General features: G+C 56.1%; 14 protein-coding genes. 6 read left to right on the top strand and 8 right to left on the bottom strand.

The window, feature by feature from the left end:
- The first annotated feature begins 138 nt into the window (after positions 1-138).
- The 3 genes from AC2FID_RS08955 to AC2FID_RS08945 all read left to right on the top strand — a co-directional run bounded on the left by AC2FID_RS08955 (position 139) and on the right by AC2FID_RS08945 (position 4,365).
- Complete coding sequence (locus AC2FID_RS08955; RefSeq protein WP_496836430.1) at positions 139-1,671, top strand: sulfatase-like hydrolase/transferase; 1,533 nt, start codon at positions 139-141, stop codon at positions 1,669-1,671.
- 130 nt (positions 1,672-1,801) lie between these two features.
- The gene (locus AC2FID_RS08950; RefSeq protein WP_496836429.1) at positions 1,802-3,667 is read left to right on the top strand and encodes a PAS-domain containing protein; all 1,866 of its coding nucleotides are present in this window, start codon (positions 1,802-1,804) and stop codon (positions 3,665-3,667) included.
- Positions 3,667-4,365: a response regulator transcription factor gene (locus tag AC2FID_RS08945; protein ID WP_058274613.1), complete on the top strand. Its 699-nt coding sequence runs from the start codon at positions 3,667-3,669 to the stop codon at positions 4,363-4,365. The genes AC2FID_RS08950 and AC2FID_RS08945 overlap by 1 nt, the downstream gene beginning before the upstream one ends.
- A 71-nt stretch (positions 4,366-4,436) precedes the next feature.
- Here AC2FID_RS08945 and AC2FID_RS08940 read toward each other — a convergent pair whose 3' ends face one another.
- The 5 genes from AC2FID_RS08940 to AC2FID_RS08920 all read right to left on the bottom strand — a co-directional run bounded on the left by AC2FID_RS08940 (position 4,437) and on the right by AC2FID_RS08920 (position 13,922).
- Entirely contained in the window at positions 4,437-5,747 is a 1,311-nt protein-coding gene (locus AC2FID_RS08940) for an HlyD family type I secretion periplasmic adaptor subunit (protein ID WP_282119467.1), read from the bottom strand.
- Complete coding sequence (locus tag AC2FID_RS08935) at positions 5,731-7,878, bottom strand: type I secretion system permease/ATPase (RefSeq protein ID WP_496836427.1); 2,148 nt, start codon at positions 7,876-7,878, stop codon at positions 5,731-5,733. Before AC2FID_RS08935 ends, AC2FID_RS08940 begins: the two co-directional genes overlap by 17 nt.
- On the bottom strand, positions 7,866-9,221 hold the full coding sequence (locus AC2FID_RS08930) for a TolC family protein (protein ID WP_496836426.1): 1,356 nt from the start codon (positions 9,219-9,221) through the stop codon (positions 7,866-7,868). The genes AC2FID_RS08935 and AC2FID_RS08930 overlap by 13 nt, the downstream gene beginning before the upstream one ends.
- Before the next feature lie 2 nt (positions 9,222-9,223).
- Positions 9,224-10,030 (bottom strand): SapC family protein, encoded by an 807-nt coding sequence (locus AC2FID_RS08925; protein WP_496756074.1) that lies wholly within the window; start codon positions 10,028-10,030, stop codon positions 9,224-9,226.
- Between the two features lie 61 nt (positions 10,031-10,091).
- Positions 10,092-13,922, bottom strand: coding sequence for an Ig-like domain-containing protein (locus tag AC2FID_RS08920; RefSeq protein ID WP_496836424.1), 3,831 nt, complete (start codon positions 13,920-13,922; stop codon positions 10,092-10,094).
- A 210-nt stretch (positions 13,923-14,132) separates the two neighbouring features.
- Here AC2FID_RS08920 and AC2FID_RS08915 point away from each other — a divergent pair, with 210 nt between their 5' ends.
- Positions 14,133-16,184 (top strand): dockerin type I domain-containing protein, encoded by a 2,052-nt coding sequence (locus AC2FID_RS08915; protein ID WP_496836422.1) that lies wholly within the window; start codon positions 14,133-14,135, stop codon positions 16,182-16,184.
- A 13-nt stretch (positions 16,185-16,197) separates the two neighbouring features.
- Here the strand turns inward: AC2FID_RS08915 and AC2FID_RS08910 are convergent, their stop codons facing one another.
- The 3 genes from AC2FID_RS08910 to AC2FID_RS08900 form a co-directional block, all read right to left on the bottom strand.
- The gene (locus AC2FID_RS08910) at positions 16,198-17,511 is read right to left on the bottom strand and encodes an HlyD family type I secretion periplasmic adaptor subunit (RefSeq protein ID WP_282169471.1); all 1,314 of its coding nucleotides are present in this window, start codon (positions 17,509-17,511) and stop codon (positions 16,198-16,200) included.
- Positions 17,511-19,208, bottom strand: a complete 1,698-nt coding sequence (locus tag AC2FID_RS08905) for a type I secretion system permease/ATPase (protein ID WP_496836420.1) — start codon at positions 19,206-19,208, stop codon at positions 17,511-17,513. The genes AC2FID_RS08910 and AC2FID_RS08905 overlap by 1 nt, the downstream gene beginning before the upstream one ends.
- 682 nt (positions 19,209-19,890) lie before the next feature.
- On the bottom strand, positions 19,891-21,150 hold the full coding sequence (locus AC2FID_RS08900; protein ID WP_496756066.1) for an aminotransferase class V-fold PLP-dependent enzyme: 1,260 nt from the start codon (positions 21,148-21,150) through the stop codon (positions 19,891-19,893).
- 557 nt (positions 21,151-21,707) lie between these two features.
- On the opposite strand from AC2FID_RS08900, the gene AC2FID_RS08895 reads away from it, so the two are divergent.
- On the top strand, positions 21,708-23,447 hold the full coding sequence (locus tag AC2FID_RS08895) for an ABC transporter substrate-binding protein (protein WP_496697747.1): 1,740 nt from the start codon (positions 21,708-21,710) through the stop codon (positions 23,445-23,447).
- Between the two features lie 82 nt (positions 23,448-23,529).
- Positions 23,530-24,579, top strand: coding sequence for an ABC transporter ATP-binding protein (locus tag AC2FID_RS08890; protein ID WP_496836417.1), 1,050 nt, complete (start codon positions 23,530-23,532; stop codon positions 24,577-24,579).

Below are 24,579 nucleotides of genomic sequence, written 5' to 3'. Positions count from 1 at the left end.
TTCAAATTAATCTGTTGCTTCTGTTGCAAGGGCGCGCGGGGCGAAAATCCGATGGGTTGTGACTCAGGTGTTGCGGGGTTCTGCGAACCAAGACAGAGTTCGCTCTGGCGCCACTGACGTGGAATCAGGGAGAGCGAAATGCGGCACGCTAAGAATGTTTTGTTCATCATCATAGATCAGTTGCGCGCCGACTGTCTGAACGGCGCTTTAGCGGCCCATGTCGATCTGCCAAACCTGCGTGCATTCATGGACGAGGCGGTGACGTTTGACCGGCATTTTTCGGTGACCAACCCCTGTGGCCCTTCGCGTGTGTCAATTCTGACCGGGCAATATGCGATGAACCACCGGTCGGTTCGCAATGGAACCCCGTTGCGGCATGATACCCCGAACATCGCGACCGAAATGCGCAAAGCCGGCTATCTGCCCATGCTGTTTGGATACACGGATACATCCGCCGACCCTAGGGTGCATGATCACAACGATCCGATCCTGAAATCCTATGAACACCCAATGGCTGGGTTTCATGAGGTCCTCGAAATGCGGTTGGAGGAATCCTATCCTTGGCGCGGACATCTGATGCAAAAGGGTTATGCGTTCGAAGACTACTGGGACGTTCACAAGCCGGTCGCGCCGGATGGGGGTGATCCCCGATTGAATGACCCTGCGATGTATCGGGCGGAAGACAGCGATACTGCGTTCCTGACGGACGTGTTCTTGAACAGTATGGCACCTTATGTTGGCAAAGACTGGTTTGCCCATCTGACCTATATTCGCCCACACCCGCCATTGGTCGCCCCGGCACCCTACAACGATATGTATGACCCAGCGACCCTGCCTCGGCCCGAAGGGTTCTCCAATCCGTTGGATGAGCGGGCGATGCACCCGTTTATTGGCCCGACAATTGACAATACGTCTGCCGGTGATTTTGTTCTGGGCTTTGACGGGGTTGAGCCGACGCTTGAAAACACCCAATCTCTACGCGCCGTTTACTTGGGCCTTGCGACCGAGGTTGACCATCACATCGGGCGTATCGTCCAGTTCCTGAAGGATAGCGGCCAATACGACAACACGATGGTTGTCATCACTGCGGACCACGGAGAGATGCTGGGCGACCGACACAGCTGGGGCAAGATGGCGGTCTTTGACGCCGCCTATAAAACGCCATTGATGATTAGGGCCCCCAACAATCAATCGCATGCCGGGTCGGTGATCTCGGTACCGACGGAATCCATCGACATAACGCCGACGATATTGGATTGGATCGGCCAGCCGATCCCAAATTCCATGGACGGTCGATCGTTGCTGCCGCTGATGCAAGGGCAAATCCCTGACGATTGGCGCAGCTATTCCTTCAGTGAATTGGATTTTGCCGAACCAGAGCAACCTACGATCTGGCAGCAGGTTTTGGGTACGGGCAATAGCGATTCATGTCTGGGCATCCTGAGGGATGAGCGTTTCACTCTGGTCGAATTCGCCGCAGACCTTCCGCCCATGCTGTTTGATCAGCAAGATGGTGGAGAATTGCGGAACAAAGCAAATGATCCCGAATGTATGTCGGTCTTGATGCGCCTATCCAGACAAATGTTGCGCCATCGGATGCAAAATATGGATCATACTCTGTCCCTGGATTCCATTACGGTGGATGGTCCCAAGACCAAATCCAGGTATTGAACGCAAAATATGTGCGGCCCGTTGTTCCAATCTGTCGCGCTCTTGCCCTCTACACCTGTTGCAGATCCGGTGTTACGCATGTGTCGCGGGGAGGATGGGTTTGGAAATATCCGAGCAACAGATAAAATCTATGACGACAGCTGGTCTGAACCTGATCGGCCAGGCCCTGTCGATCTATGACAGTCAGCTTCGGCTGGTGGTCAGCAATCGCCCGTTTCAAACGATGTTTGATTTGCCGGACCATCTTGTCCAGCCTGGTGCGTTGTTCAGTGACACAATTCGACACCTCGCATCCAGTGGCGAATACGGCGATGTCGATGATGTCGAAGCGGCTGTCGATCTGCGTGTCAATCAAGCTCTGACCTTCGAATCTCACTATATTGAACGTGTTCGGGCCAATGGCCAGGTCATATCGGTCGAAGGGGCCCCTCTGCCCAAAGGCGGATGGGTGGCGGTCTACACAGACATCACCAATACCAAACAGGCTGAGGCCCTGTTGCGTGCCCGCTCGGAGGAGCTTTCTGGTCAGTTGCTCGACCGGGCTGAAGAACTGTCAGCAACGAACAGAAAACTGGCGGCAACAAATTCGGCGCTGGAAGAAGCCAAGCGTCAATTGACCGAGATCGAAGCGCGCACCCGTATGACGACCGAGATGATGCCGGCTCATATTGCACATCTGGATGCTGACGGCCGTTACGATTACTCCAACCGACGGCTAAACTCGGTCATGCCAGGTCGCCCGTCCGAGATTTTGGGTATGCATATTTCTCAGGCCTTGGGGGCTGCCGCTTTTACACGCGTCCAGACGCATCTGAAAAAGGCCTATGCCGGGGAAACTTCTGTTTTTGAATTTACCGAAGATCAGGATTCCAGGCGCATTCGCGTATCCTTTACACCTGATGGCGAAGGTGGTGTTTACATCATGTCCGTCGACATCACCGAGGAAACGCAGGCGCGTGTCGCGCTGCAACAAACCCGTCGCCGCGCGATGGCTGCACAGATGACAAGCGGGTTGGCGCATGATTTCTCGAACCTATTGACCATTATTCTGGGCATGCAATCTCAACTGGAAAAAATGGATTTGTCGGAAGAGGCTTTGGAACTGATCGACGCGACCAAGCAGACAGCACGCAGGGGCGGACAATTGCTGAATCGCATTGCGGATATGACTGGTAACCGGACACCTCAGCCAAAAGCGACAGACATGCGCGGGCTGCTGGAAGATCTGCGCATTCTGGCCTCTCCATCTTTGCCGCGCGGGGTCGGCCTGTCGTTGGTGAATACATTGCCTGACAAAGCTCTTATGCTGGATCCAGGAATGGTTCAGGACGCCTTGCTGAACCTGGTTTTGAATGCGCGCGACGCTTGTGGTGAAACCGGTCAGATTACAATCAGCGCCCACACAATCGGTGAGATATGGACGGAAATAGCAGTGTCGGACACGGGCCCCGGGTTTTCGAAAGATGCGTTGGATAAGGCGCTGAACCCATTTTTTACAACCAAAGGCGACAAAGGGTCAGGCCTTGGTTTGCCGATGGTCTACGACACCGTCAAGTTGGCCGGGGGCGACCTGAGTCTGCGCAACACTCCGTCAGGTGCGTCGGTTATTTTGCGATTGCCGTACCGTGCGGCCCCGCCGGTACAGGAGGGGTTGGTTTTGTTGGTCGAAGACAGCAACGATCTGCGCAGTCAATTCCGCGATATGTTGGTCGACATCGGGTTTGCAGTGATTGAGGCGACGTCTTGTGACGAAGCCATCGCCCTGGCAAAAGATGTCAAAGACATTGCTTTGGTGCTGTCCGATATTCGCCTTGAAGGGCAGGAGACGGGTTTGGATCTTTTGGCAAAACTGGAGCCCGCCTTGCCCCGTATCCTTATGACATCCTTGCCTTATTCCGATCCGTTGTATCGCGAGGCGCTGAAACGTGCGCCGGTGCTGCGGAAACCCTTTACCCGGGCGCAACTGTCCGCCCTGATCCGTGACGAGGCTGCCTGATGACCCAACCGCTGGTGACCATCGTCGATGATGAGCCCGAGATCCGGCGCATTCTGACCGACGCGCTTGAAGAAGCAGGCTTTCGCACCCAGAGTTTTGCGCGCGCGCGGGAATTCGAAGCGTCGCTCAAACGGGTCACGCCGGACGTATGTCTGGTTGACTTGTCATTGCCGGATACGGACGGGTTGGCACTGGTCCATCGGTTGGCGCTGGAGCAGGGGGCTTCGGTCATTATCATATCCGGTCGTGCTCAGGTTCAGGATCGTGTCACCGGTTTGGAGCTGGGGGCGGATGACTATATTACCAAGCCATTCGACCCTGCCGAAGTTGTGGCGCGCATTCGGGCGCGGTTGCGGTCCCCCAAGGCGCAGACCACACAGTCTGACGTGGCGCGTTTCAACGGTTGGACGGCTTATTTTGATCGCTACATCCTAGAAGACGGATCCGGCGCCGAGACCCCGTTCAGTCATGCAGAGGGAGAAGTTCTGAGGCTGTTTCTGGAAAGTCCCAAGCGATTGATCAGCCGCACTCAGATGCAAGATGCCCTGGGTGGCGCTGCCGGCGACAGTTTCGATCGTGCGATGGATGTCAGAATTTCCAGGTTGCGGACCAAACTGGGCGAAGACCCCAAAAACCCTCGCCTGATCAAGACTATCTATGGTGCCGGATATATATTTTTGGGTGATGTTGAATGGTAAGCAATGGTCTAAACGACGTCCTGCCGCGTTAATACTTGGGGCACCAGTTTGTCGTTTGACGCTGCACTTTTTTATTCGCGCAGAGCGCGATCCTTAATCTTGATTACGGGTTGCAAAAGGTAGTCCATAACTGTTTTCTTGCCTGATAAGATATCCACTTCGGCAATCATCCCAGGTATGATCTCGACGGCAACGCCGCTTGCGTCCAGAATAGCGTGACGTGTCTGGATTTCGATGACGAATACCTCTTCATCATTACGTTCCGGCCTTGTCACCGTGTTCGCGCCTATGCGGGTGATCTCACCATCCAGCGCGCCGTAACGCGCAAAGTCATAGGCCGTAATTTTCACCTTAACGAGCTGGCCTGCGTGCAAAAACGCGATATTTTCTGGGCGAACATAGGCCTCGACCAGCAGCCTGTCGTCTAGTGGAACAATCTCGATCAGCTCTTCGCCGCTGCGTGCCAAACCGCCAATCGTTGTCCGGTGAACGCGATTTACGATTCCCCGCACCGGTGATCTGATCTGTGCGCGATCCGCGCGGTCTTGCAAGGCCGGCAAGGACGGCCGAAGTGCTGCGAGTTCGGATGTCGAGACTGCTAGGTCGGTCAGAGCCGCGCTCCGGAACCTGCTATGCGCGGCTTGAATACGATCGTCGATTTCTTCCAGTCCGGTTTTCAACCTTTTGGTCACTGCAACTGCACGGACCTTGCGACCCTCCCATTCGGCGGAACTGCGGCGCAGCGACAAAAGCGTTGTCGCAGGTTCCATTCGTTTTTCCACCAAGGGGGTCATGATGGCGCGTTCTTCGGCCAGGATCCCAAGCGTTTCTTCGGCTGTCACTTGGTCCACCAGTCCTTCCTCATACTCGCGGTGGCGCTGCTCACGCTGTCGCTCCAGAATGGCAACTTCAGCAGCCAGTTCTGCCTGACGACCCTGATACAAAGCAGTTTCGGATCTGACGACTTCTGGCGCGCCTTCAATCAGCTTTCCTGAGAAGGTAAGCTGGGTGCCGTCAATCTCTGCCTGCAATCGTTGGGCACGAGCCATTAATCCATACGCGCGCTGTTGTTCCTGGCTCAACTGACTGTCGATTTGCGTTGTGTCGAACTCCATTAACAGTGTTCCCTTGTCGACAACCAACCCTTCCGCGACGTGCAAGGATTGCAATACTCCGGGTTCTGTTGCCTCGATTAGTTGAACGTCTGCCGACGGCACAATCCGCCCGTCCACGCGAGTCACGTCGTCCAGTTCCGTCATATAGGCCCAAAGCCCGGCGGAGACGAGACAGGCAAGGATAACAAGCAACAGGAGAGACCCCCCCAACGGAGATTTTCCCCGCATTTCTCTTGCCATAATGGCAAGGTCAGGATGCCGCGACATTCAGATGCCTCCCTGTTGAGTGTGCGCGCTGGGTCAGCATGCTTTTTGGACCGTCTGCCCCGACCCGGCCGCGTTCGATAACAATGACCCTGTCGACCAGATCAAGCAGGCTGCTCCGATGTGTGACGATAACCATTGTGGCGTCATTGGTTTCTTGCTTCAGACGCTTGATAACTTCGGCTTCGGTCTTCACGTCCATTGCACTGGTAGGTTCATCCAACAGCAACACTGGTGGGCGTCCAATCAACGCGCGGGCAAGCGCGATGGCTTGACGCTGGCCGCCCGATATTCCTTCGCCACGTTCTGCCAGTTGTTGGTCATAGCCGTTGGGGCAATGCGCGATAAAATCTTCAACCCCGGCCACCTGGCCGGCTCTGATCAAATCTTGATCCCTGGCCCGGATCGCACCGCTGGCAATGTTTTCGCGAATTGAGCCGGAAAAAAGCCAAACGTCCTGCAAAACCGAACCGACATTGCGACGTAGGTCGCCAGGGTCAATCTGACGGATATCGACCCCATCCAGCAATACCGAACCGGTTCTCGGCTCGAATAAACCGAGCATCAAACGCGCGATGGTGCTTTTCCCAGATCCGATCGCGCCCAGAATGGCAACTTTTTCACCCGGTTCTATGTCGAATGAGACACCTGAAAGGGCATCATCGGCTTGTTCGGGATAGGCAAAATGCACATCTTTGAAAGAAATGCGGCCTTTAACATGTGGTCGACTAATCCAGTTGCGCCCTTCGGGCCGCTCATTTTCCGCCTGCATCAAAGCGTTCAGATTTCGATACGCGCTGCGCGCCTGGTTCACACGTGTGAGTGTTTGGGCAAGCTGCCCCAATGGCGATAGCGCGCGTCCAGTCAGCATTACAGACGCGATTAACGCACCCATACTTGCCTGCCCTTCAGTGATCAGGAACACGCCGAAGAAAACAATCAGGACTTGCGCCGCCTGTTGCGTGAAGCCCGTCAGATTCAATGCGAATTGGGTAACTGTCCGGCTGCGGATTCCATGCGAGGACTGTCGCTCGATAGCATCTTCCCATCGCGCCCGCATTTGTTTTGCCGCTGCGGTTGTTTTGATGGTTTCAAGACCAGATACCGTCTCGACCAGTACGGATTGTTTTGACTGACCATCCGCAAAACTTTTTTCGGCCAAACGCGATAACATTGGTTGCACTACCAGGCCCGCAATCAAAACAATCGGAACGGCAAGGGCAGGTATCAGCGCCAGAGGTCCACCAACGAGGTGAATGACCAGTATAAAAAGGGCGATGAAGGGCAGGTCCACGAGGGCGACTAGAGTTGCTGATGTAAAAAACTCGCGTAGAGTTTCAAATTCGCGGATCGTGCTGGCCATAGCACCGGTCGATCCGGTCCGCGATTTCATTTTGATGTTCAAAACCTGGTCAAAAACGCGCCGCCCCATAAACATGTCGGCCTTTTGCCCGGCCTGATCAATAAAGCCAGCGCGCAAGAGTTTGAGGGCGAAATCGAAAGAAAGGGCAATACCAACCCCTGCGGTCAGTGCGATAAGGGATTCCGTCGCCTCATTCGGAAGAACCCTGTCATAGACGACCATGATGAAAACGGATGTGGAAAGACCCAAAAAATTCGCTACCGCCGCGGCAAGCACCACTTGCGCATAGGACCAGCGGTTTGCCAACATGGCCGACCAAAACCAATGCCCGGATGCGGCCTTATTTCGACCCTGCGTTTCCTCGTTGTGGCTGCGCCGAAACAAAAGTGCGTAACCGGTGTAGCGATTTCCTATAACTTTCTCTTCAACCTCTCCGATGCCCTCACCCATCTCGGGGTCGAAAATTAGAAGAAGGCCGCTCTTAGTACGCCCGTGAAACACAACTGCTTTGTCGTCCTCCAACAGAAAAATTGCTGGGACCAGTGTGTCATCGAAATCCGCAAGTCTGCGCGACCCAAATCCCGCCTGCAACCCGGCATGGCGGGCAGCCTCAATTGCATCTCGCTGGGTCAGATGACCTGTTGTGCCGGATTGCGCCGCGTGAAGTGCCCCGACCGTAAGTGAGCGATCAAGATGCGCGGCGACGTGCTGCAGGCAGGTTTCTAACGGAGAAAGCTCTTGTTTAGGTGTTAAAGGTTTCAACGCGGCCATGAATCTTCACCTGTGTTTGCAATTGAAATACCGAGATAATCCAGGATGTCCCCGGTCAGACTGAGGGCGGCGTAGTTTGTAAGGAAGAAGCTTTGTTCCGCCAAAATCAGCCTTTGCTGCGCGTTCACATAGTCTCGCTGCGCATCCAGTATCTCGACCAAGCTGCGTCGGCCGATGGTGAATTGGGCCCGTGCAGCTTCCACGCTTTCGGCGTTGGCCTGGGCAGCTAAACGAGCCGCTTGCAGGCGAACCGCGCCTGCGTCCTGATCTGACCGGATGAACTCTAACTCGCGGCGGATTTCTCGAATCAACGTCTCACGGGCGAATTCGGCCTCTTTTACCTGAGCTTGGGCAGCAGCTATGGCGGCCTTACGTTGACCGGTGCTGTCCAGTTCATAGTTAACGGACAGGTCGACACCGAAATTGGCGTCATTACTGTCATCGCGATCAGCAAAAGCCGCGATCTCTACACCTGGCTGCCGCCGCGCAATGGCTGCGGTCTGCTCGGCCTTTGCGGCGATCAAAGCGGCATTCGCACGTCGTACTTTTGGGCTGTCCAAAACGATTTGCGAATCCGTTCTGGCCAATTTGGGCGCAGCGACTGGAGCGGTAAGTGCCCCCGGTGGGCGTCCGAAGACTTCCTGGTATTGTGCCTCGGCCCTGTCTGTCCGGGCTTCTGCATCGGCAAGCTGCGTTCGCGCGTCTGCCATACGCGAGCGTGCGGTCAAAACGTCGGCATTTGAGCCCACGCCCTGCGTGCTGCGTTCCGTGATCTGGCGCACGATCTCGGCGTGCACCTCAACGTTCTGGGTTGAGATTTCCAGGATCTTGCGCCGATCAAGGACCACAACATACGCTTCGATCGCGGCGAGGGCCAACGCCGCTGCGGTTTGCAGCTGACCGCCTCGGCTTTCGAGGACGCGAGCCTGAGCCGCAGCCAGTTCGCCCGACGCAGCACCTCCGTCAAAGACGAGTTGCGAAACGCGCAGATACGGGGTGAAGTCTGCAATATCGGGATTCACACGCTGTGATCGCGCATTAATGCCCATTGATACGCGAGGAAGGAAAGCACCCTTGGCCGCATTTTCGTCAGCGTCTGCGATTTCCAGTCGTGTCGCGCTTTGCGCGAGGTTTGGGTTAGTTTCGACAGCCGCCCGCACCTTTTGACCAAATTCGCTTTGCGTCAGACGTGGAAGGGGCCGCTGCGCGCCAGCCCCAACAGAACCTGCTGACAGTGAAACCTCTACGCCCGTAAGGTCAGGCGGAGGTGCGCAAGCCGCCATTAAAGGAATACACAGACAGGCAAGATACTTTAGGCCAGAGTTGCAGCAGATCAGAGGCATATTCACACCTCACCGGTCACTAAAAGTTCGTCATTATGCGCGTGTGCCATGGCGGTAAGGAAACGGGAAATGTCTGAATTTTCGGTGTATTGCTTTTGAAGTTTTGGCTTTGCCAGCTGCTCCTGTGCCTGCGACAGCCAAGAAATGTGTGATAGTGATACTTGGTGGGCGTGCAGCAATTGAATTGCACCGACATCAAACAACGCAAGCTTCTCTGTCTGCGAAAGAGCCTTCAGGCGTCGGACATTCAGGACCAGGTACCCCGTCGGCAAGGCGACGTTTTCGTAGCTGGTCATTTTTTCAAAAAGGCCCATCTCTTGAATGACTTTACACACGGACCGAATGTCCTTTGCCGAAGCCTCTCGTGCTTGGATAAACCTGAGGACGTTTAAAAGTTCAGCGGTCAACTCACCAGCGTCGGTAAAGAACGGTTCGTCCTCCGGAGTGTCAGTGACCAGGCCAGAAGATTCATCGACCTGAAGTTGTGGCTCACAATCCGTTTTACTCGGCAAACCCGCTTGAAAGGGCGGGCACCGTAACGCGGACGGAATGTAGGTGGCCAACCATCGGCCTTCGTCGGACACAAAAGGGGTTGGCGCGTCCGTGTTAATTGACAAAAGCGCTACAGGTTCAATTTCCCCCTCGGATTCGCGAAACAATACCGGGTACGTGGCCGCGACGAGCAGAATTTCTTTCTCGACAATCGAGCAAGCCTGCTGGGTTTCCGCAAAGTGGTAAGATGAAAAACGCTTCCAGTATTTGCCACTGTGCCGCTCATATGTGACTGGAAACAGGCCGTTCTCTGCCATGTTTGATCCTTTGGTGTATGGGAGTGGTTGCCGGTTGAAAAGCCGGCAGGCCGTGTTTTGATCAAGCCGTTGCTCCGGTCGGGTCGGCGATCAGGATATTGTCCGCGCTCAATCCGCTAAGGTCGTCCAACCCCGAAAAATGCGCCATGGTTTCAACGGTGGCTGCAGTCGGGGATGAATAGTCGACCCTGACCAGAACGCTGTCGTCTCCATCTGTCGCGAGTACGTAGATCTCGTCACCGGCTTGAAGTCCCGTCAAACTTTCGACGGCAGTTTCAATTGTGTTGATCGACAGGTCGGCCAGAGCTGTGGTCAAGCCGATGACGCCCGTGTTGGCACCAACTGCGCTGCCTACATTTAATGTCTCAACGTCCGTGCCATCGCCACGCAAAGTAGAGTGATCGAGGCCACTGAACATCAACGCATCTGACACATCCGCTGCCGCGCCGACTGAAAAGCCGGTGATCGTGTCCACTCCGTTAGCCGCAGGGGCGGCTTCGAACACAACGACGTCGCGACCCGCGTCCGAGACATTGACGGCGTCGTCACCGCCCTGACCACGAACAAAGCTGTCCACATCGCTGGCGACCAAAGTGTCATTTCCATCAGCGCCGACTATGACGGTCGTCGGACCCCCATCCGGGGTGGTAAGCGACAGTTCAACCGGTTTGCTGGGGTCCTGAACGGTCATGGTGAACGTTACCAGAGGTTGGTTCAGATCCGTAAAGCTGGTCGCAACACCTGCAAAGTTGACCACGGAGCCCCCAACTGGGTTGGACAGATACAGACCGAAAGCCCCGTTCCCAATATCGGATCCTGCGTCGAAGGTCACAACTGACGGATCAAATCCCAACTCGATCGTCATCGCTAGCCCGCTGGAAACGTCGCGGTCAGCGTCTGCGAAGATTTGGTACGTGATAGTTGAACCGCTCCGACCCGCTTCTGCAATGACATATGCGCCCGGTACATGCGCCGTCGTCTCACCGGTTGCCGGTAAAGGATCAGGGCCGCCGGAAACCGTGGCCTGCGCCTGAAAGTTCAGGTCATCACCTGCTGAAATACCTGTGAAATCCGACGCCGGAACTGCAAGCGACCAGGTTCCATCAGCTGCGACAGTAGCGGTGCCGACAGAGTTACTATTGAGTGTTACGTTCACCGCTTGGCCAGCGGCGAGGCCAACGGATGTTCCAGATACAACAACGCCAGAACTCTGCGCGTCGCCGAGTGAAATTGAGTTGTTCGCCCCTATAGAATTCAGGTCTAACAGCGGCCGGAAATCCGTAGCGAGTGTTGTGGTCGCCGGACTGGCGCTATTGCCGGCCTGATCACTGACCGTTGCAGAAATGGGGAAATTTGTACTGTCCGCCAATCCGGAAAGATCCGCCGCAGGTACAGTGACCGACCAAGTGCCACCAGTGGCGACACCTGTATATGATTGGCCATCCAGCATGACGGTGACTATTTGTCCTTCTTCCGCCGATGTCGCCCCGGAAATGGACAGATCGTTGCCCTTTTCGGAGACGTCCAAAACAGATCCTACAGCCAATGGGTTGATCGTCACAGTTGGTGCTGTGAAGTCTGTTCCAAACCCATCACTCGCGCTGGCGCTGTTTCCAGCCGCGTCTGAAACCGTCGCATTCACACTGTAAATTTCGTCGTCTTGCAGGGCATTTAAGCCGGCCGCCGGCGAAACCAACGTCCAGGTGCCGCCGCTGACCGTAGTGGTATTGCTCAGGTCTACAGTGCCATCTGCCCTGACGATTTCCACGGTGATGGTGGTGCCGTCCGGGGCATCCGATGTGCCTGAGACCGTCAGATCCGTGCCGCGTTCCGCCAAGTTCATGACCGGGCCGTCGGACAAATTGGTGATGGTGATGGAATGAGGTGAGAAATCAGTGTCAAAACTGCCGCTTGCCTGCAGCGCTGGGTTTCCGGCGGCATCTGTCACGTCTGCAGTCACCGGGATTGTTGCGCCATCGGACAATGCCGTCAAATCTGCCGCGGGTACAGTCGCGCTCCAGACGCCACCAGATACGGTGCCAGTATAATCCTGGCCGTTTAACGATACGGTTACGGTCTGTCCGTCCTCTGCATCAGTTGATCCGGTGATTGTCAGGTCCGTATCACGCTCAGCGGCATTCAGGACGGCACCATCAGAGTATCCATCGATGGTCACGGTTGGGGCGGTGACATCCTTGGATACGGGTGCATTCGCCTGGTTGGCTGCGAGCCCGTCCGCATTGGATACATTTGCGGTGATGGTGAATGTGCCCCCGTCTGCCAATGCTCCAAGGTCGGCCGCTGGGATGGTCACCGACCAGCTGTTGCTGGACACTGCGCCGATGTAACTCTGGCCGTCCAGCACGACTGTTACTTGCTGGCCGTCTTCTACGTTCCCGGTAATTCCCGAAATTATTAAATCCGAACCGACTTCTGCCGCGTTCACAGCGGATCCAACTGATAGCGGCGATATGGAAATTGCAGGGCCAGTCAGATCTACCGGAACGGAGGTCATTGCCGGAACCGAAGTGTTTCCTGCTTCATCGCTGACAACGACCCTTATCGACACAGGAGTACCTGAGGGCAGATTTGCGAGATCAGCGGATGGAATAGTGACGCTCCAACTACCGTCAGAGGCGGTTGTCAAATAGGTTTGCCCGCCGAATTCGACCATAACTGTCCGGCCATCAGCTGCTGTTGTCGATCCGCTCAGCTCCATATCGTTCTGAACGTCGACCAATTCGATTTTGTCGACGGGGAGAGGATCCAAGGTAACGGTCGGCGCCGTAAAGTCTGTCTCAATGCTGTCACTGATCTGTGCTGCCGGGTTCCCCGCCATATCTGAAACATCTGCGGTCAACACGATGGTTTCGCCATCCGGCAACGCGGCAAGATCGCTGGCAGGAACAGTGACAGCCCATTGACCGTCGGTCACAGTGCTAGAGTATGTTCCGCCGTTCAGAGTAACCGTCACGGTCTGACCGTTTTCCGCGTTTGTCGTCCCGGAAACGGTCAAATCCGTTGCGCTTTCCGCCGCATTTATGACCGCACCGTCCGACAATCCGGAAATTGTCAGAGTAGGGGGTACTGTATCGATGTTGTAAGATACGGTCTCTACCGAAAGTTCTCGCCCGCCGCTGTCCAAGTGAAGAACCGTGACGTTCTGAACACCTTGTGGCAGACTGGCCGCTTCGACGGCTGTCAGCGAAATGCTCCAACTTCCATCGGGATTGAGTGGCACGGACTTGACCAAAGACCCGATCGTAAGTTCCACTGTTTCGGTTCCATCCGGGACCCTGATATTCGCCTCTGTGCTGCTGAGCGCCGTGGATTGTGCTTGTGCGAGGTTCAAAACCTGAGGCGGTGCAGGCGGCGCGGGTTGAAAATCACCATCGTCTCCACCACCGCCGCCGCCGGCCCCCGCCGCGGCGGCCCCCGCCAGGCCCAATCCGCCCAATGCAGCCCCGACGCCACTGATGCCGCCGCCAGCCGCAGCGGCACCACCTGCTTCGGCAGCCAGACTAAATTGCGCAATTTCACTCACGGCATTTTCGGCGATCATGATCGCGCCACTGTCCAGAACCTGAACGTTTTCCGCAGCGACAATCATTGTACTGCCATCTATCATCTTCAGCAGAACATCCCCGTTTTTCAGGAGCTTCACTGACTGAACGCCGGGAATCGTTTCTGCAAACTGATAGGCATAAAGCTCTTCTATCGTTGCCTGCGCCAAGGCGGGTAGCGCCATGAGAGTCGAGCCAAGTCCCCCGGCGATACCGCGTCCAATCCAGCGTCGCATCTTGCCATCAGTCCACCGGCGAATGTGGTCCTTGCGACCATTGTCTGATCCGGGGTCTGCAGTTTTGGCTTTGGGATCATGTTCTTTGGTCATCTTACCCTCACATGTGATGTCTGTGTCCGCCTGGATGGGCCAGGTTTTGTTCATCAGTCTTTCGCGTTTGTGACTCATGCGGTCGGACCAGGAAAAATTGTGTTAAACTGAAACCGAACTCCTCGTTTTCACCACAATTCCGCTTTGGTATCGGGCCGGGCATCGGATCATCCTGCAGTCATTGCCAAGTTTGGCGTGGGGTGATGTAGTATGATGCTTCAGTTCGAAAGCGTGGTTGCAACAGGGAGCGCAGCGCTCGATTCAGGTATCCGTGATACGGCTTTAAAAACGCTTAACGGGACCACGTATCTGTACAGTTTGACCGGCCCCGGTGGTGGCGTTGCTGTTTGGAAGCTTATCAATGGCGCGGTTCCGCAACTGGTCGATGCCGAGTATTTCAGCGGTTCGATCACGTTTCAGGTGGGCCGCACGGGGACTCCGATTTCGTTTGGCGGCAGTGATCAGCTCGTATTGGATATCGACACGGCAAATGGGCTGGTGGGGTATGATTTGAACCCGGATGGGACCGTTGGATCCTTGCGGGAAACCGGGATATTGAGTGGCGGCGGTGACATTTCGGCCTTGGTGAAACTGTCGACCGGGTCCGGCGATCTGCTGATGATGGCGCATGAAGATACCGGGCGGATTGTCACTTATACCGTGAATGGGGACGGCACGTTGACGTCCTCGGGCGTGATCGTGGCACGATCTGATTCGCTGCAGTCGTTGAGCATTGGTGCAGACAACTTTGTTATTGCGACCGACGGGGCCAGCAACACTGTCTCGACTTACAGGGTTGACGGGGGAACCGCAGCCATAACAGCGGTAGACAACAGCGAGGCCCTGACGACTTTGGGAATCGCGACGCCCACAGCGGTTGAAGTGATACAGGCATATGGCAAGTCCTGGGTGGTGGTCGCGGGGGCTGAAAGTAACTCTCTCAGTGTCATGGAACTAGCCGCCGATGGCCGTCTAATTCCAACCGACCATGCTCTGGATTCGCTGCACACACGGTTCGAGTCAGTTCAGGACCTTTCTGTGGTCGAGATCAACGGGCATGTGCTCGTCGTCGCGGGTGGTGGCGATGATGGAATAACCTTGTTCGCCATGACGCCCGGTGGACAACTGGTGCATTTGGACAGTTTTGCCGATACGCTTCAAAGCGGTTTGCAGAATGTGGAGTCGTTCAGCGTCGCGCAGGTCGGTGATGAGCTGCAGATTCTGGTCGCTTCGCAACAGGATGCGGGGCTGACCCAACTAACGGTGGATGTCGCAGAACTGGGTGTCGTTCGTAGTGGCTTGGGAACAGTTAACGGTACCGCCGGTAACGATATGCTCAGCGGCACTATTCTTCCAACGACCCTTATTGCTGGGGCCGGGGATGACATTTTGATTGCCGGTTCTGCCGCTACCACAATGTCGGGTGGGTCGGGTGCGGACATCTTTGTCATGCAATACGGAGCGGAAACCACCACGATCACGGACTTTCAGGCTGGTATCGACCGGTTGGACATGTTCGATTATCCGCTGCTCAGAACGCCTGGACAGTTGACCTTTACCGCGACGGCGCAGGGAGCCCGGATTGAGTACCTCAACGAGACGATAAACGTGATTTCCGCCACTGGTGGTCTGCTGACCAGTGCTCAGGTGTTTGGCGCGGGTTTTGGCGGCCCCGATCACATTCCTGTCGATTTTGGCGATTTCGGGGGGCTCGAGCCGGGCAGTTCCGATGGGGTTTTGGGGGATGTCTCAATCAATTCAGAGACCGCCAACCCCAGCCTCAGTGACGCTGAAATCAGCTTCACCCCAAATGGCGGAGCCACAATCAGTGCTCGTGCAGACAGCAATGGGCGGTTCGATTTGAATTTACCGTCTGGCACTTTCGAGGGTGAATTCGACATCATCAAGACCTATTCTACCGCGAGCAAGGACATCAACGCATTGGACGCGCTGCAGGTTTTGCGGATCTCGGTCGGTCTGGACCCGACATGGGGGCCAGCCTCGCCGGAGAATTTGATCGCGGCTGATTTTAACCGGGATGGTTCGGTGAATGCGCTCGATGCATTGTCGATTCTGCAAGTAGCAGTCGGACAGCCGACAGCCGTTCCCCCGGGATGGGTTTTCATCGACAGTGACGCGGACCTTTCAGGGATCACGCGCACCGATGTTTCTTATGATACCGGGGCCAATGTAGTGGCTGTGGATGGCTTGATTGCTACCGACATGACCTCGATCCTGCTGGGCAACCTCGAAGCGCCTTAGTGCGGCCGGGCGGTCACTCTCGGAACGCCCGGTTGAAGTAATCTGCCAACGGTTTCACCAGATAGGACAGGGGCGTACGTTCATCCGTCTTGATCAATGTTTCCACTGGCATGCCGGGCAGCAATTCCTGCCCGTTCAGACGATCGACTTGCCCGTCCTGTGGTACGACCTCGGCGCGATAGAATGTCTGGCCAGTGTTTTCGTCTGTAAATGTATCTGCTGAGACATTGATCACCTGTCCGTCAATTTCAGGCGTTTCACGTTGATTGAACGCGGGAAACCGCAACAAAACCGGCTGGCCAACATGCAACTGGTCTACGTGAATTGCATCGACGCGTGCGGCCACGACCAGGGGCGTATCCTGCGGCACCAGATACATCATCGGTTCCGCAGGTTGGATCACAGACTGCAGGGCAAAAACCTGGCTGCCGTATACCGTTCCTGAAACAGGGGCGCGGATATCCAGTCGTGACAAACGAGTGTCCAGCGACAGGCGGCGCTCGGCCAGTTCTGAAATCTGGGATTGAATATCTCGCAGTGTCGAGATGGCTTCTTCTCGCCGTGTCGCCTCAAGCTCAAGGATTGCAATTTCGGTCGCAGATATCTCGCCTCTCAGGCGCGCAGCGGCAGCTTCCAACCGGCCGATATCGCCGGTAAGGCTGGCTTCTTCGCGCTGAAGGGCGGAAACACGGCTTGCCTGAGTGAGGCCGCGCTGAAGCAAGCTTTGTTGATCATCCAGCTCGGCCTGAATCAATTCGACCTGACGCCGCAGTGAAACAAGCTGCGCTTCGGTACCGCCGATTTCGCTTTCGATTTGAACGGTCTGTTTGCTCAGCTGCTCTGTTTGCTGGTTCAGTGTGTTCAAGCGCGCCTCGAACAGGCGTTGCTGACCTGCGATCAGATCAGGGTCAATATTTTCCTGTTGCAGAATCTCGGCCAGCCGGGCGGCCAGAGCTTCGGCATTTGTGCCATCGCGCTCGACTTCCAAACGGGCCCGGCGGGCCAATAGTTCGAACAGCTGGGCTTCGACAATGGTTTTCTCAGACGACAGAAAAGTGTCGTCCAGTCGCAACAGCAATTCGCCACTGTCCACGGCATTGCCATCGCGCACATAGATCTCACCAACAACGCCGCCGTCGGGGTGTTCAATAACCTGACGGTTGCTTTCGACCTCGATAATGCCTTGCGAGATGATAGCCCCGGCCAATCGTGTGTTGACGGCCCAAACACCCAAGCCGCCAACAAGGATGCCAAGGGCTGCAAAACCAACCAGGGCAGGGATCGTAATGCGCCACACCGGCCGCGGATTATTTGTTTTGTCCTGCATCAGTTGCCTGCCTTGCTGAGGTTGCGCTGGATCGATCCGGCGTTTTGTACGACTGCGCCCAGAACTTCATCCCGTAGACCAGATTTGACAACCTGTCCGCGCTCGACCACCGCAAGATCATCACATTCCGAGATCGCCTGCGGACGGTGCGTCATAATGATTGCGGACTTTCCTGCGGCCTTGAGTTCGCGAACGGCGGCGTTCAGCGCCTCGGTCCCATCGGCATCCAGCGCCGAGTTCGGTTCGTCAAGGATCAGCAACACGGGGTCTCCGTACAGCGCGCGCGACAATGCGATCCGCTGTTTTTGACCACCCGACAGCTGACTGTCATTGCCTTCCAGAATGGTGTCGTAGCCTTTTTCCAGCGTCAGAATCAGCTCATGCGCATTGGCCTTCTTGGCTGCTGCTACAACGGCTTCAGGGTTTGGGTCTTCGGACATGCGCGCGATGTTTTCGGCTACAGTTCCGTTGAACAACGTAACTTCTTGCGGAAGGTACCCGATATGCTGACCTAGATCTGTCGGGTCGTATTGATCCAGCGTTGCACCGCCCAACCGGATCTCGCCCGCGGCAGGATGCCAAATACCCAAAAGTGCCTTGGCCAAGGTGGATTTTCCGGACCCGCTTTTACCGATGACGCCAAGCGCCCGCCCGGGCTCGAGGTTCAACGACACGTTGCGCAGGGTTGGCGTATCCGCGCCCGGCGGAACGACCGTCAAGCCTTTGGCTGTTAGCCGGGCCTGGGGAACAGGCAGCTTGGTGCGCTGTGCTTCGGGCGGCGTGGCATCCAGAAACCGGCTCAACGAGGTCCACGCAGTTCGAGCACGTTCAACGACAGCCCATTGCCCAACGACCTGTTCAACGGGAGCCAAAGCGCGGCCCAATAGGATTGATCCCGCGATCATCGCGCCGGGGGTCAGTTCGTTACGAAGAACCAGCAATGCCCCAAGTGCCAGCATTGCAGATTGCAAAAACAGCCGCAGCGATTTTGTCACGGACGAAAAACTGCCGGTCCAGTCACTGGCAGCGATTGTCTGCTGCAGGGCGTTTGAGCGTTGTCGCTGCCATCTACGCGTGATGTCCTGTTGCATGCCTTGCGAGCGGACGACTTCGGCGGCTTGCCGGGCATGTTCCGAAAAGCTGTTGGCTTTTGCGGACGCGGATTGAGCCAGAGCAACTTTGCGACGGGTCAGTATCTGGTTCAACAACGCGATCACAACCAAAAGCGAACCGCCACCAACGGCCAGCCAGCCCAGAAGGGGATGGAATAGAAAGATCGCCGCAATGAAGATCGGCGTCCAGGGGATATCCATCACAGCCAACAGAACCGGAGAGGAACACAGGTTTTGGATGGATTCCAGATCGCGCAATGCGGTTGCTGGCGCTGCCCGGGCGCGTGGGTGCAGCGATCGGCGTAGGGTCGCGTCAAACACGCGTTCGTCCAATTGCGATTGAAAACGCGCGCCAAAACGCGCCACGATCCGACCCCGCGCAAAATCGAGCATGGCCATAAGGCCGTACAATAAAGCGACCAGCAGGAACAGTGCCGCCAAGGTCTCGACCGCTCGGGATCCAAGGACGCGGTCATAGACCTGCAACATGAACAAGGGTCCGGTCAGCATCAGCAAGTTGACAAAAATACTGAACAGAAACGCCAGCGCCAGGAATGTGATCCCCTGGTTGCGCGCTGATTGCATTTCATGTCTTGGCTGGGTGGCCCTGCGGTTCTCAATATTCACGAACGAAGCTTCTCGTTTTTGTTGCTCGGGTTTCGAATGGGCTAGCATTCGCGCGCATCCTAGACTGATGTCTCAACAGTGGAAATGCATGCCGTCGCGGATTGTCCATATGCCGCCGACCGAGTTCGTAATCGACGTATTGAATATAGCGCATTGGCATCAAACTCGCCTGTTGATTGAAACTGTATTCTCTTGATCTTCACGTAGCGCAATCGAGGCAGAGTCCATATGGCAAACATCTCAAGCCCTGCGAACCGCGCGCTTGTCATCGTCGCGTTTGATGACGTCGATGCGGCGATACCGCAATGGTTTCAACAAGCTGGACAACTGAACTGCACCTGATCGGGAAAACGGACAATGTTCTGCGTCACGGGACGCACGACGGTGCCAATTTGGGTGCGCTGAACACAGGGGTGGTACTTCGGTCGAAAATGTGGGCAAGGCGATCAGGGCGGGGCGTGAAGGGGCCGAAACTATAGTGCAACATTGGGGAGGGCGGGGCTGGCGTCAGGCTATTTGCGATCCTTTGCCCAAACCTTCGACGGATCGTGGGATGACTTGGGCAAAGTTCACCTGACCGATGATGTAACCGGGCAACTGGATTACAGTTTTGAAGCCGAAGAGTGTGTTCGCCAGCCCGTCAGCGGTTTTCGCCCAATACCTTGATCGCCCCCAGAAGACGGGCGATTTCCTGCTCCGTGTTGTAGTGACAGAAGGAAATGCGAATGCAATCTGACAGGTCCAGCGGCGTAAGAACGTTGCCGGAATAGTGATCGGCCTTTCGCGTATGGGTCCGAATGCCCTGTTGATTCAATACCTCGACTACGTCTTCGGATGCATACCCCTCGACCACGATTGACACCAGTCCTTCGCGTGCCGGGTTATCGGCGCCCGCCAAAATGGTCACGTGGTCCATATCGCGCAGTCCTGGCAGATTGCCTGTGCCGTTGATTGCAGTATTGGTCAGGTGGGTTTCATAGGCGTGAATGGCGCGACCTGCAGCCTCGATCCGCTTGCGCGGTTCGGTCTCATCCGAGACTTCGCTACCGAGCCAGTCAAAATACGCCACTACGTCCGAAACAGTTGCGTAAGATCCCGCGTCACGGGTCCCGAACTCCCACCCGGTTGCGGGTGCGTCGATCAACATGTCATGCGGCAAAGCGCTGAGTTTGTCAGAAATCCAGGCGATGCCATATCCGTGACGCGAAAACACTTTATAGGGCGAGATCGCGTAGCCATCGACATTATAGCCATCCAGATCCAGTTGCCCGTGGGCAGCATGCTGAATGCCGTCGACGATGATCAAACAATCCGGTGCCACAAAACGGATCGCCGCGGAAATTGCAGCTACGTCCATACCCATGCCTGTCACGGGGGACGCATGCAGGATCGTTGCCACTGCGACATCTGGCGTCATCAGCGCGGTATAGTCATCGGCCGTAACCAATCCGGTGTCGTTGCCGTGGGGCACATTCACATACTCCAGCCCTGCGATTTCAGCCCAGCGGCAGGCTGCGCTTCGGGTGGCCGGGTGCTCGATGGATGACCCTATCACTTTTGACCCTTTGGGGGCGACCAGGCACGCGGTGCGGATCATGCGAAATAGCAGCTCGGTTCCGCTTTCACCTGCGAAGAACTGCCCGGAAGATGCGTTCATGAACACGGCCAGGTCGTCCTTTGCCTTGTTAATAACGCCTTGGGTTCCCTGACCTGCCGGATTTATGCGCCCGGGATTGTCTGGGATTGCTGCATAAAAAGCTGAGGTTTCAGCGACGGATTTCAATGTCAGTGCTCCGCCCGCATTCTCGAAAAAGATGCGTTCGCCCTGAAACGGGCAAGTGCCGACATGGGCGAACCGGTCGCGGATGGCGTCGATGAGGGCAGGGTTGTCTTGGATCATAGATTTGTCCTGTGCATAGTCAGAGCGCGGTTCACGATCGTGCGGCGGAGCTTGGCCACCGCGATAAGGCTTTGTTCGGAAAACCGTCGACAGAGTCATCGAAAATTCCGCGAACTGAATTGATCAGGCCGTATGCTGCCATCCTGTCAAGCGACAACGCGACATGATTGCGCTGCGCCGGCGTTTTTTGTCGCTATCGAACTATTCTTTCATAAAAATATTGCGCGTATTATCGGGAGATCCAGATGAGAATGGCGCCTTCTGTTGGCTCGTGTGTGTGGTGAAGCAGGCGATATGTATCGTGAACGGTTTCATATCCTCGACAAAGGTTTTTGTCAGCTTTAGCATACTTACCGCAGGGTGTTTTTCACGATGATCGGGCACTATCCTGCCGTTGGGTGATACGCTGGTTTTCTAAAAATATATAATATAATCAAAAAGTTGATCAGAGTTTATCTATTTACTAAAAATTTAGTTTGACAGGTGCGCAGAAAATCGCTGATGCTGTCTGCTATCCGGTTTGCGCCGGAAAACCATAATTTTTTGGGAGGAAAGAGATGCGGAGACATCTACTTTCCGCAGTGGCGGCTGTGGCCGTCATTGCGGGGCACGGTCCCGTTTGGGCCGACGAAGCCGCAGCACAACGTTGGATCGACGATGAATTCCAGCCATCGACCTTGTCGAAAGACGAACAGATGTCGGAAATGCAGTGGTTCATCGAAGCTGCACAGCCTTACTCTGGCATGGAAATCAACGTCCTGTCCGAAGGCATCCCGACACACTCTTACGAATCCGAGGTCCTGACCAAGGCGTTCGAGGAAATCACCGGCATTAAGGTCAACCACCAAATCCTTGGTGAAGGCGAAGTGGTTCAGGCGGTTCAGACCCAGTTGCAGACCGGCCGGAACCTGTATGACGGCTATGTCAACGACAGTGACCTGATCGGCACGCATTCGCGTTTGCAGCTGGCCTATCCGCTGACCGACATGATGGGTGGCGACTGGGCCGGTACGACCTCACCGACGCTGGATCTGGATGACTTCATGGGCATTCAGTTCACCACCGGTCCGGACGGCAAGCTGTATCAGCTGCCGGATCAGCAGTTCGCAAACCTCTATTGGTTCCGCAAGGATTGGTTCGATGATGAGGCCAACAAAGCCGCGTTCAAAGAGAAGTATGGCTATGACCTGGGCGTTCCGGTCAACTGGTCAGCTTACGAGGACATCGCAGATTTCTTCACCAACGACGTAAAAGAAGTCGACGGCACCACGATCTACGGTCACATGGATTACGGCAAGCGTGCGCCCGACCTGGGCTGGCGTATGACTGATGCATGGCTGTCGATGGCTGGTGCAGGTGATAAAGGCGAGCCAAACGGTATCCCCGTCGACGAATGGGGCATCCGCATGGAAGCAGGCACCTGTAACCCTGTCGGCGCTTCGGTGTCACGCGGTGGTGCTGCGAACGGTCCGGCTGCGGTCTATGCGATCCGTAAGTGGGATGAATGGCTGCGGAACTATGCACCTCCGGGTGCGGCGTCTTATGACTTCTATCAGTCGCTGCCGGCGCTCAGCCAGGGCAACGTGGCTCAGCAGATCTTCTGGTACACAGCCTTTACCGCCGACATGGTGAAGCCGAAGTCCGAAGGCAACAACACTGTAGATGACGAAGGCACGCCGCTTTGGCGGATGGCACCCAGCCCGCACGGCCCCTATTGGGAAGATGGCCAGAAGGTTGGTTATCAGGACGTGGGTTCCTGGACATTCCTGAAGTCGACCCCTGCGGATCGTGCTCAGGCGGCTTGGCTCTATGCCCAGTTCGTGACGTCCAAGACTGTCGATGTGAAGAAGTCCCATGTGGGTCTGACCTTCATCCGCGACAGCTCGGTCAACCACGAGTCGTTCACCGAACGCGCACCTAAGCTGGGTGGTCTGGTCGAGTTCTACCGCTCGCCTGACCGTGTGGCATGGTCGCCGACCGGCATCAACGTGCCGGACTATCCGAAGCTGGCCCAGATCTGGTGGCAGCAGATCGGTGACGTGAACTCGGGTGCCTTCACCCCGCAAGAGGCGATGGACCGTCTGGCCGAAGAGATGGACATCACCATGGCCCGCATGCAGGCCGCGGATGAAAGCGCCGGTGTCTACGGTGGTTGTGGTCCCCGCTTGAACGAACCGCAGGATGCGTCGTTCTGGTTGGAAAAAGCAGGCTCGCCCAAAGCCAAGCTCGAGAACGAAAAGCCGCAGGGTCAAACCGTCAACTACGACGAACTGGTTCAACGCTGGCAGTCTCAGTAAGCCATTGAAACCCGGGGATGCCGTTTCAGGCATCCCCACCTCAAGACCAGTGCGACGCACTGAAGAACCGGAACCCACGGACATGATCGAACTACAAGATGCCACCAAACGCGTTGGCAACGTTATCCATATCAAGCCCACGACCCTGACGCTGCAAACCGGCCATTTCAATGTGCTGCTGGGCGCGACAGGATCGGGCAAAACCTCTCTGATCAAGATGATGGCCGGGCTGGACCCGATCGCCTCGGGCAAGGTGTTGATGGACGGGCAGGACGTCACAAGGCTGAACACGCAAAAGCGACAGATCAGCCTCGTGCACCAGTTCTTCGTGAACTATCCGCATATGAGTGTTTTTGACAACATCGCCTCGCCTTTGCGTGTGGCTGGAATGGCGAAATCCGAGATTGAAGGGCGCGTGGAAGATGCCGCCGACCTGCTGCAACTGCGCCCGATGTTGCATCGCCGACCGCATGAGCTGTCAGGCGGACAACAACAACGTACCGCGTTGGCCCGTGCCATCGCAAAAGAAAGCCGAGCCGTGTTCCTCGATGAACCGTTGGCGAACCTCGACTACAAGCTGCGCGAAGAACTGCGCGAGCAGCTACCCGACCTGTTTGCCGGTCGTGGGGCGGTGGTGGTTTACGCCACCTCGGAACCCGAAGAGGCGCTGCTTTTGGGTGGATATACCGCCCTTATGGAAGACGGTCGCGTTACGCAATTCGGCCCGACTGCTGATATCTATCGCAACCCTGAGAATATTGCCGCTGCGCGCGTGTTCTCAGACCCGCCGATCAATGTGGCCCGTGTCACCGTGTCAGCTACGCAGGCACAGCTTGCAGGCGGCGGCGGCTGGGCGGTTTCGGATTTGGCGGACGGCGAGTACATGGTTGCAGTACGACCGCACCGAGTGACTCCCACCCGCACCTCGGATGCCGATGTGGAACTGACAGGTCGTGTGATTGTCACAGAGCTATCGGGTTCCGATTCCAGCGCGCATTTCCAGCACGGGGATGATGCTTGGGTCTCTTTGGCGGCTGGCGTGCACCCTTATCGGGTGGGCGAAGATCACCGATTTTATATGAACCCGGCTCATTGCCGGTATTTCGGCCAAGACGGCAAAAGGGTGGCCTGA

This window comes from Ruegeria sp. CDSC068, assembly GCF_059610545.1.
The sequence above is the reverse complement of the archived record's forward strand: the minus strand, read 5'-3'. Positions and strand labels throughout refer to the sequence as shown.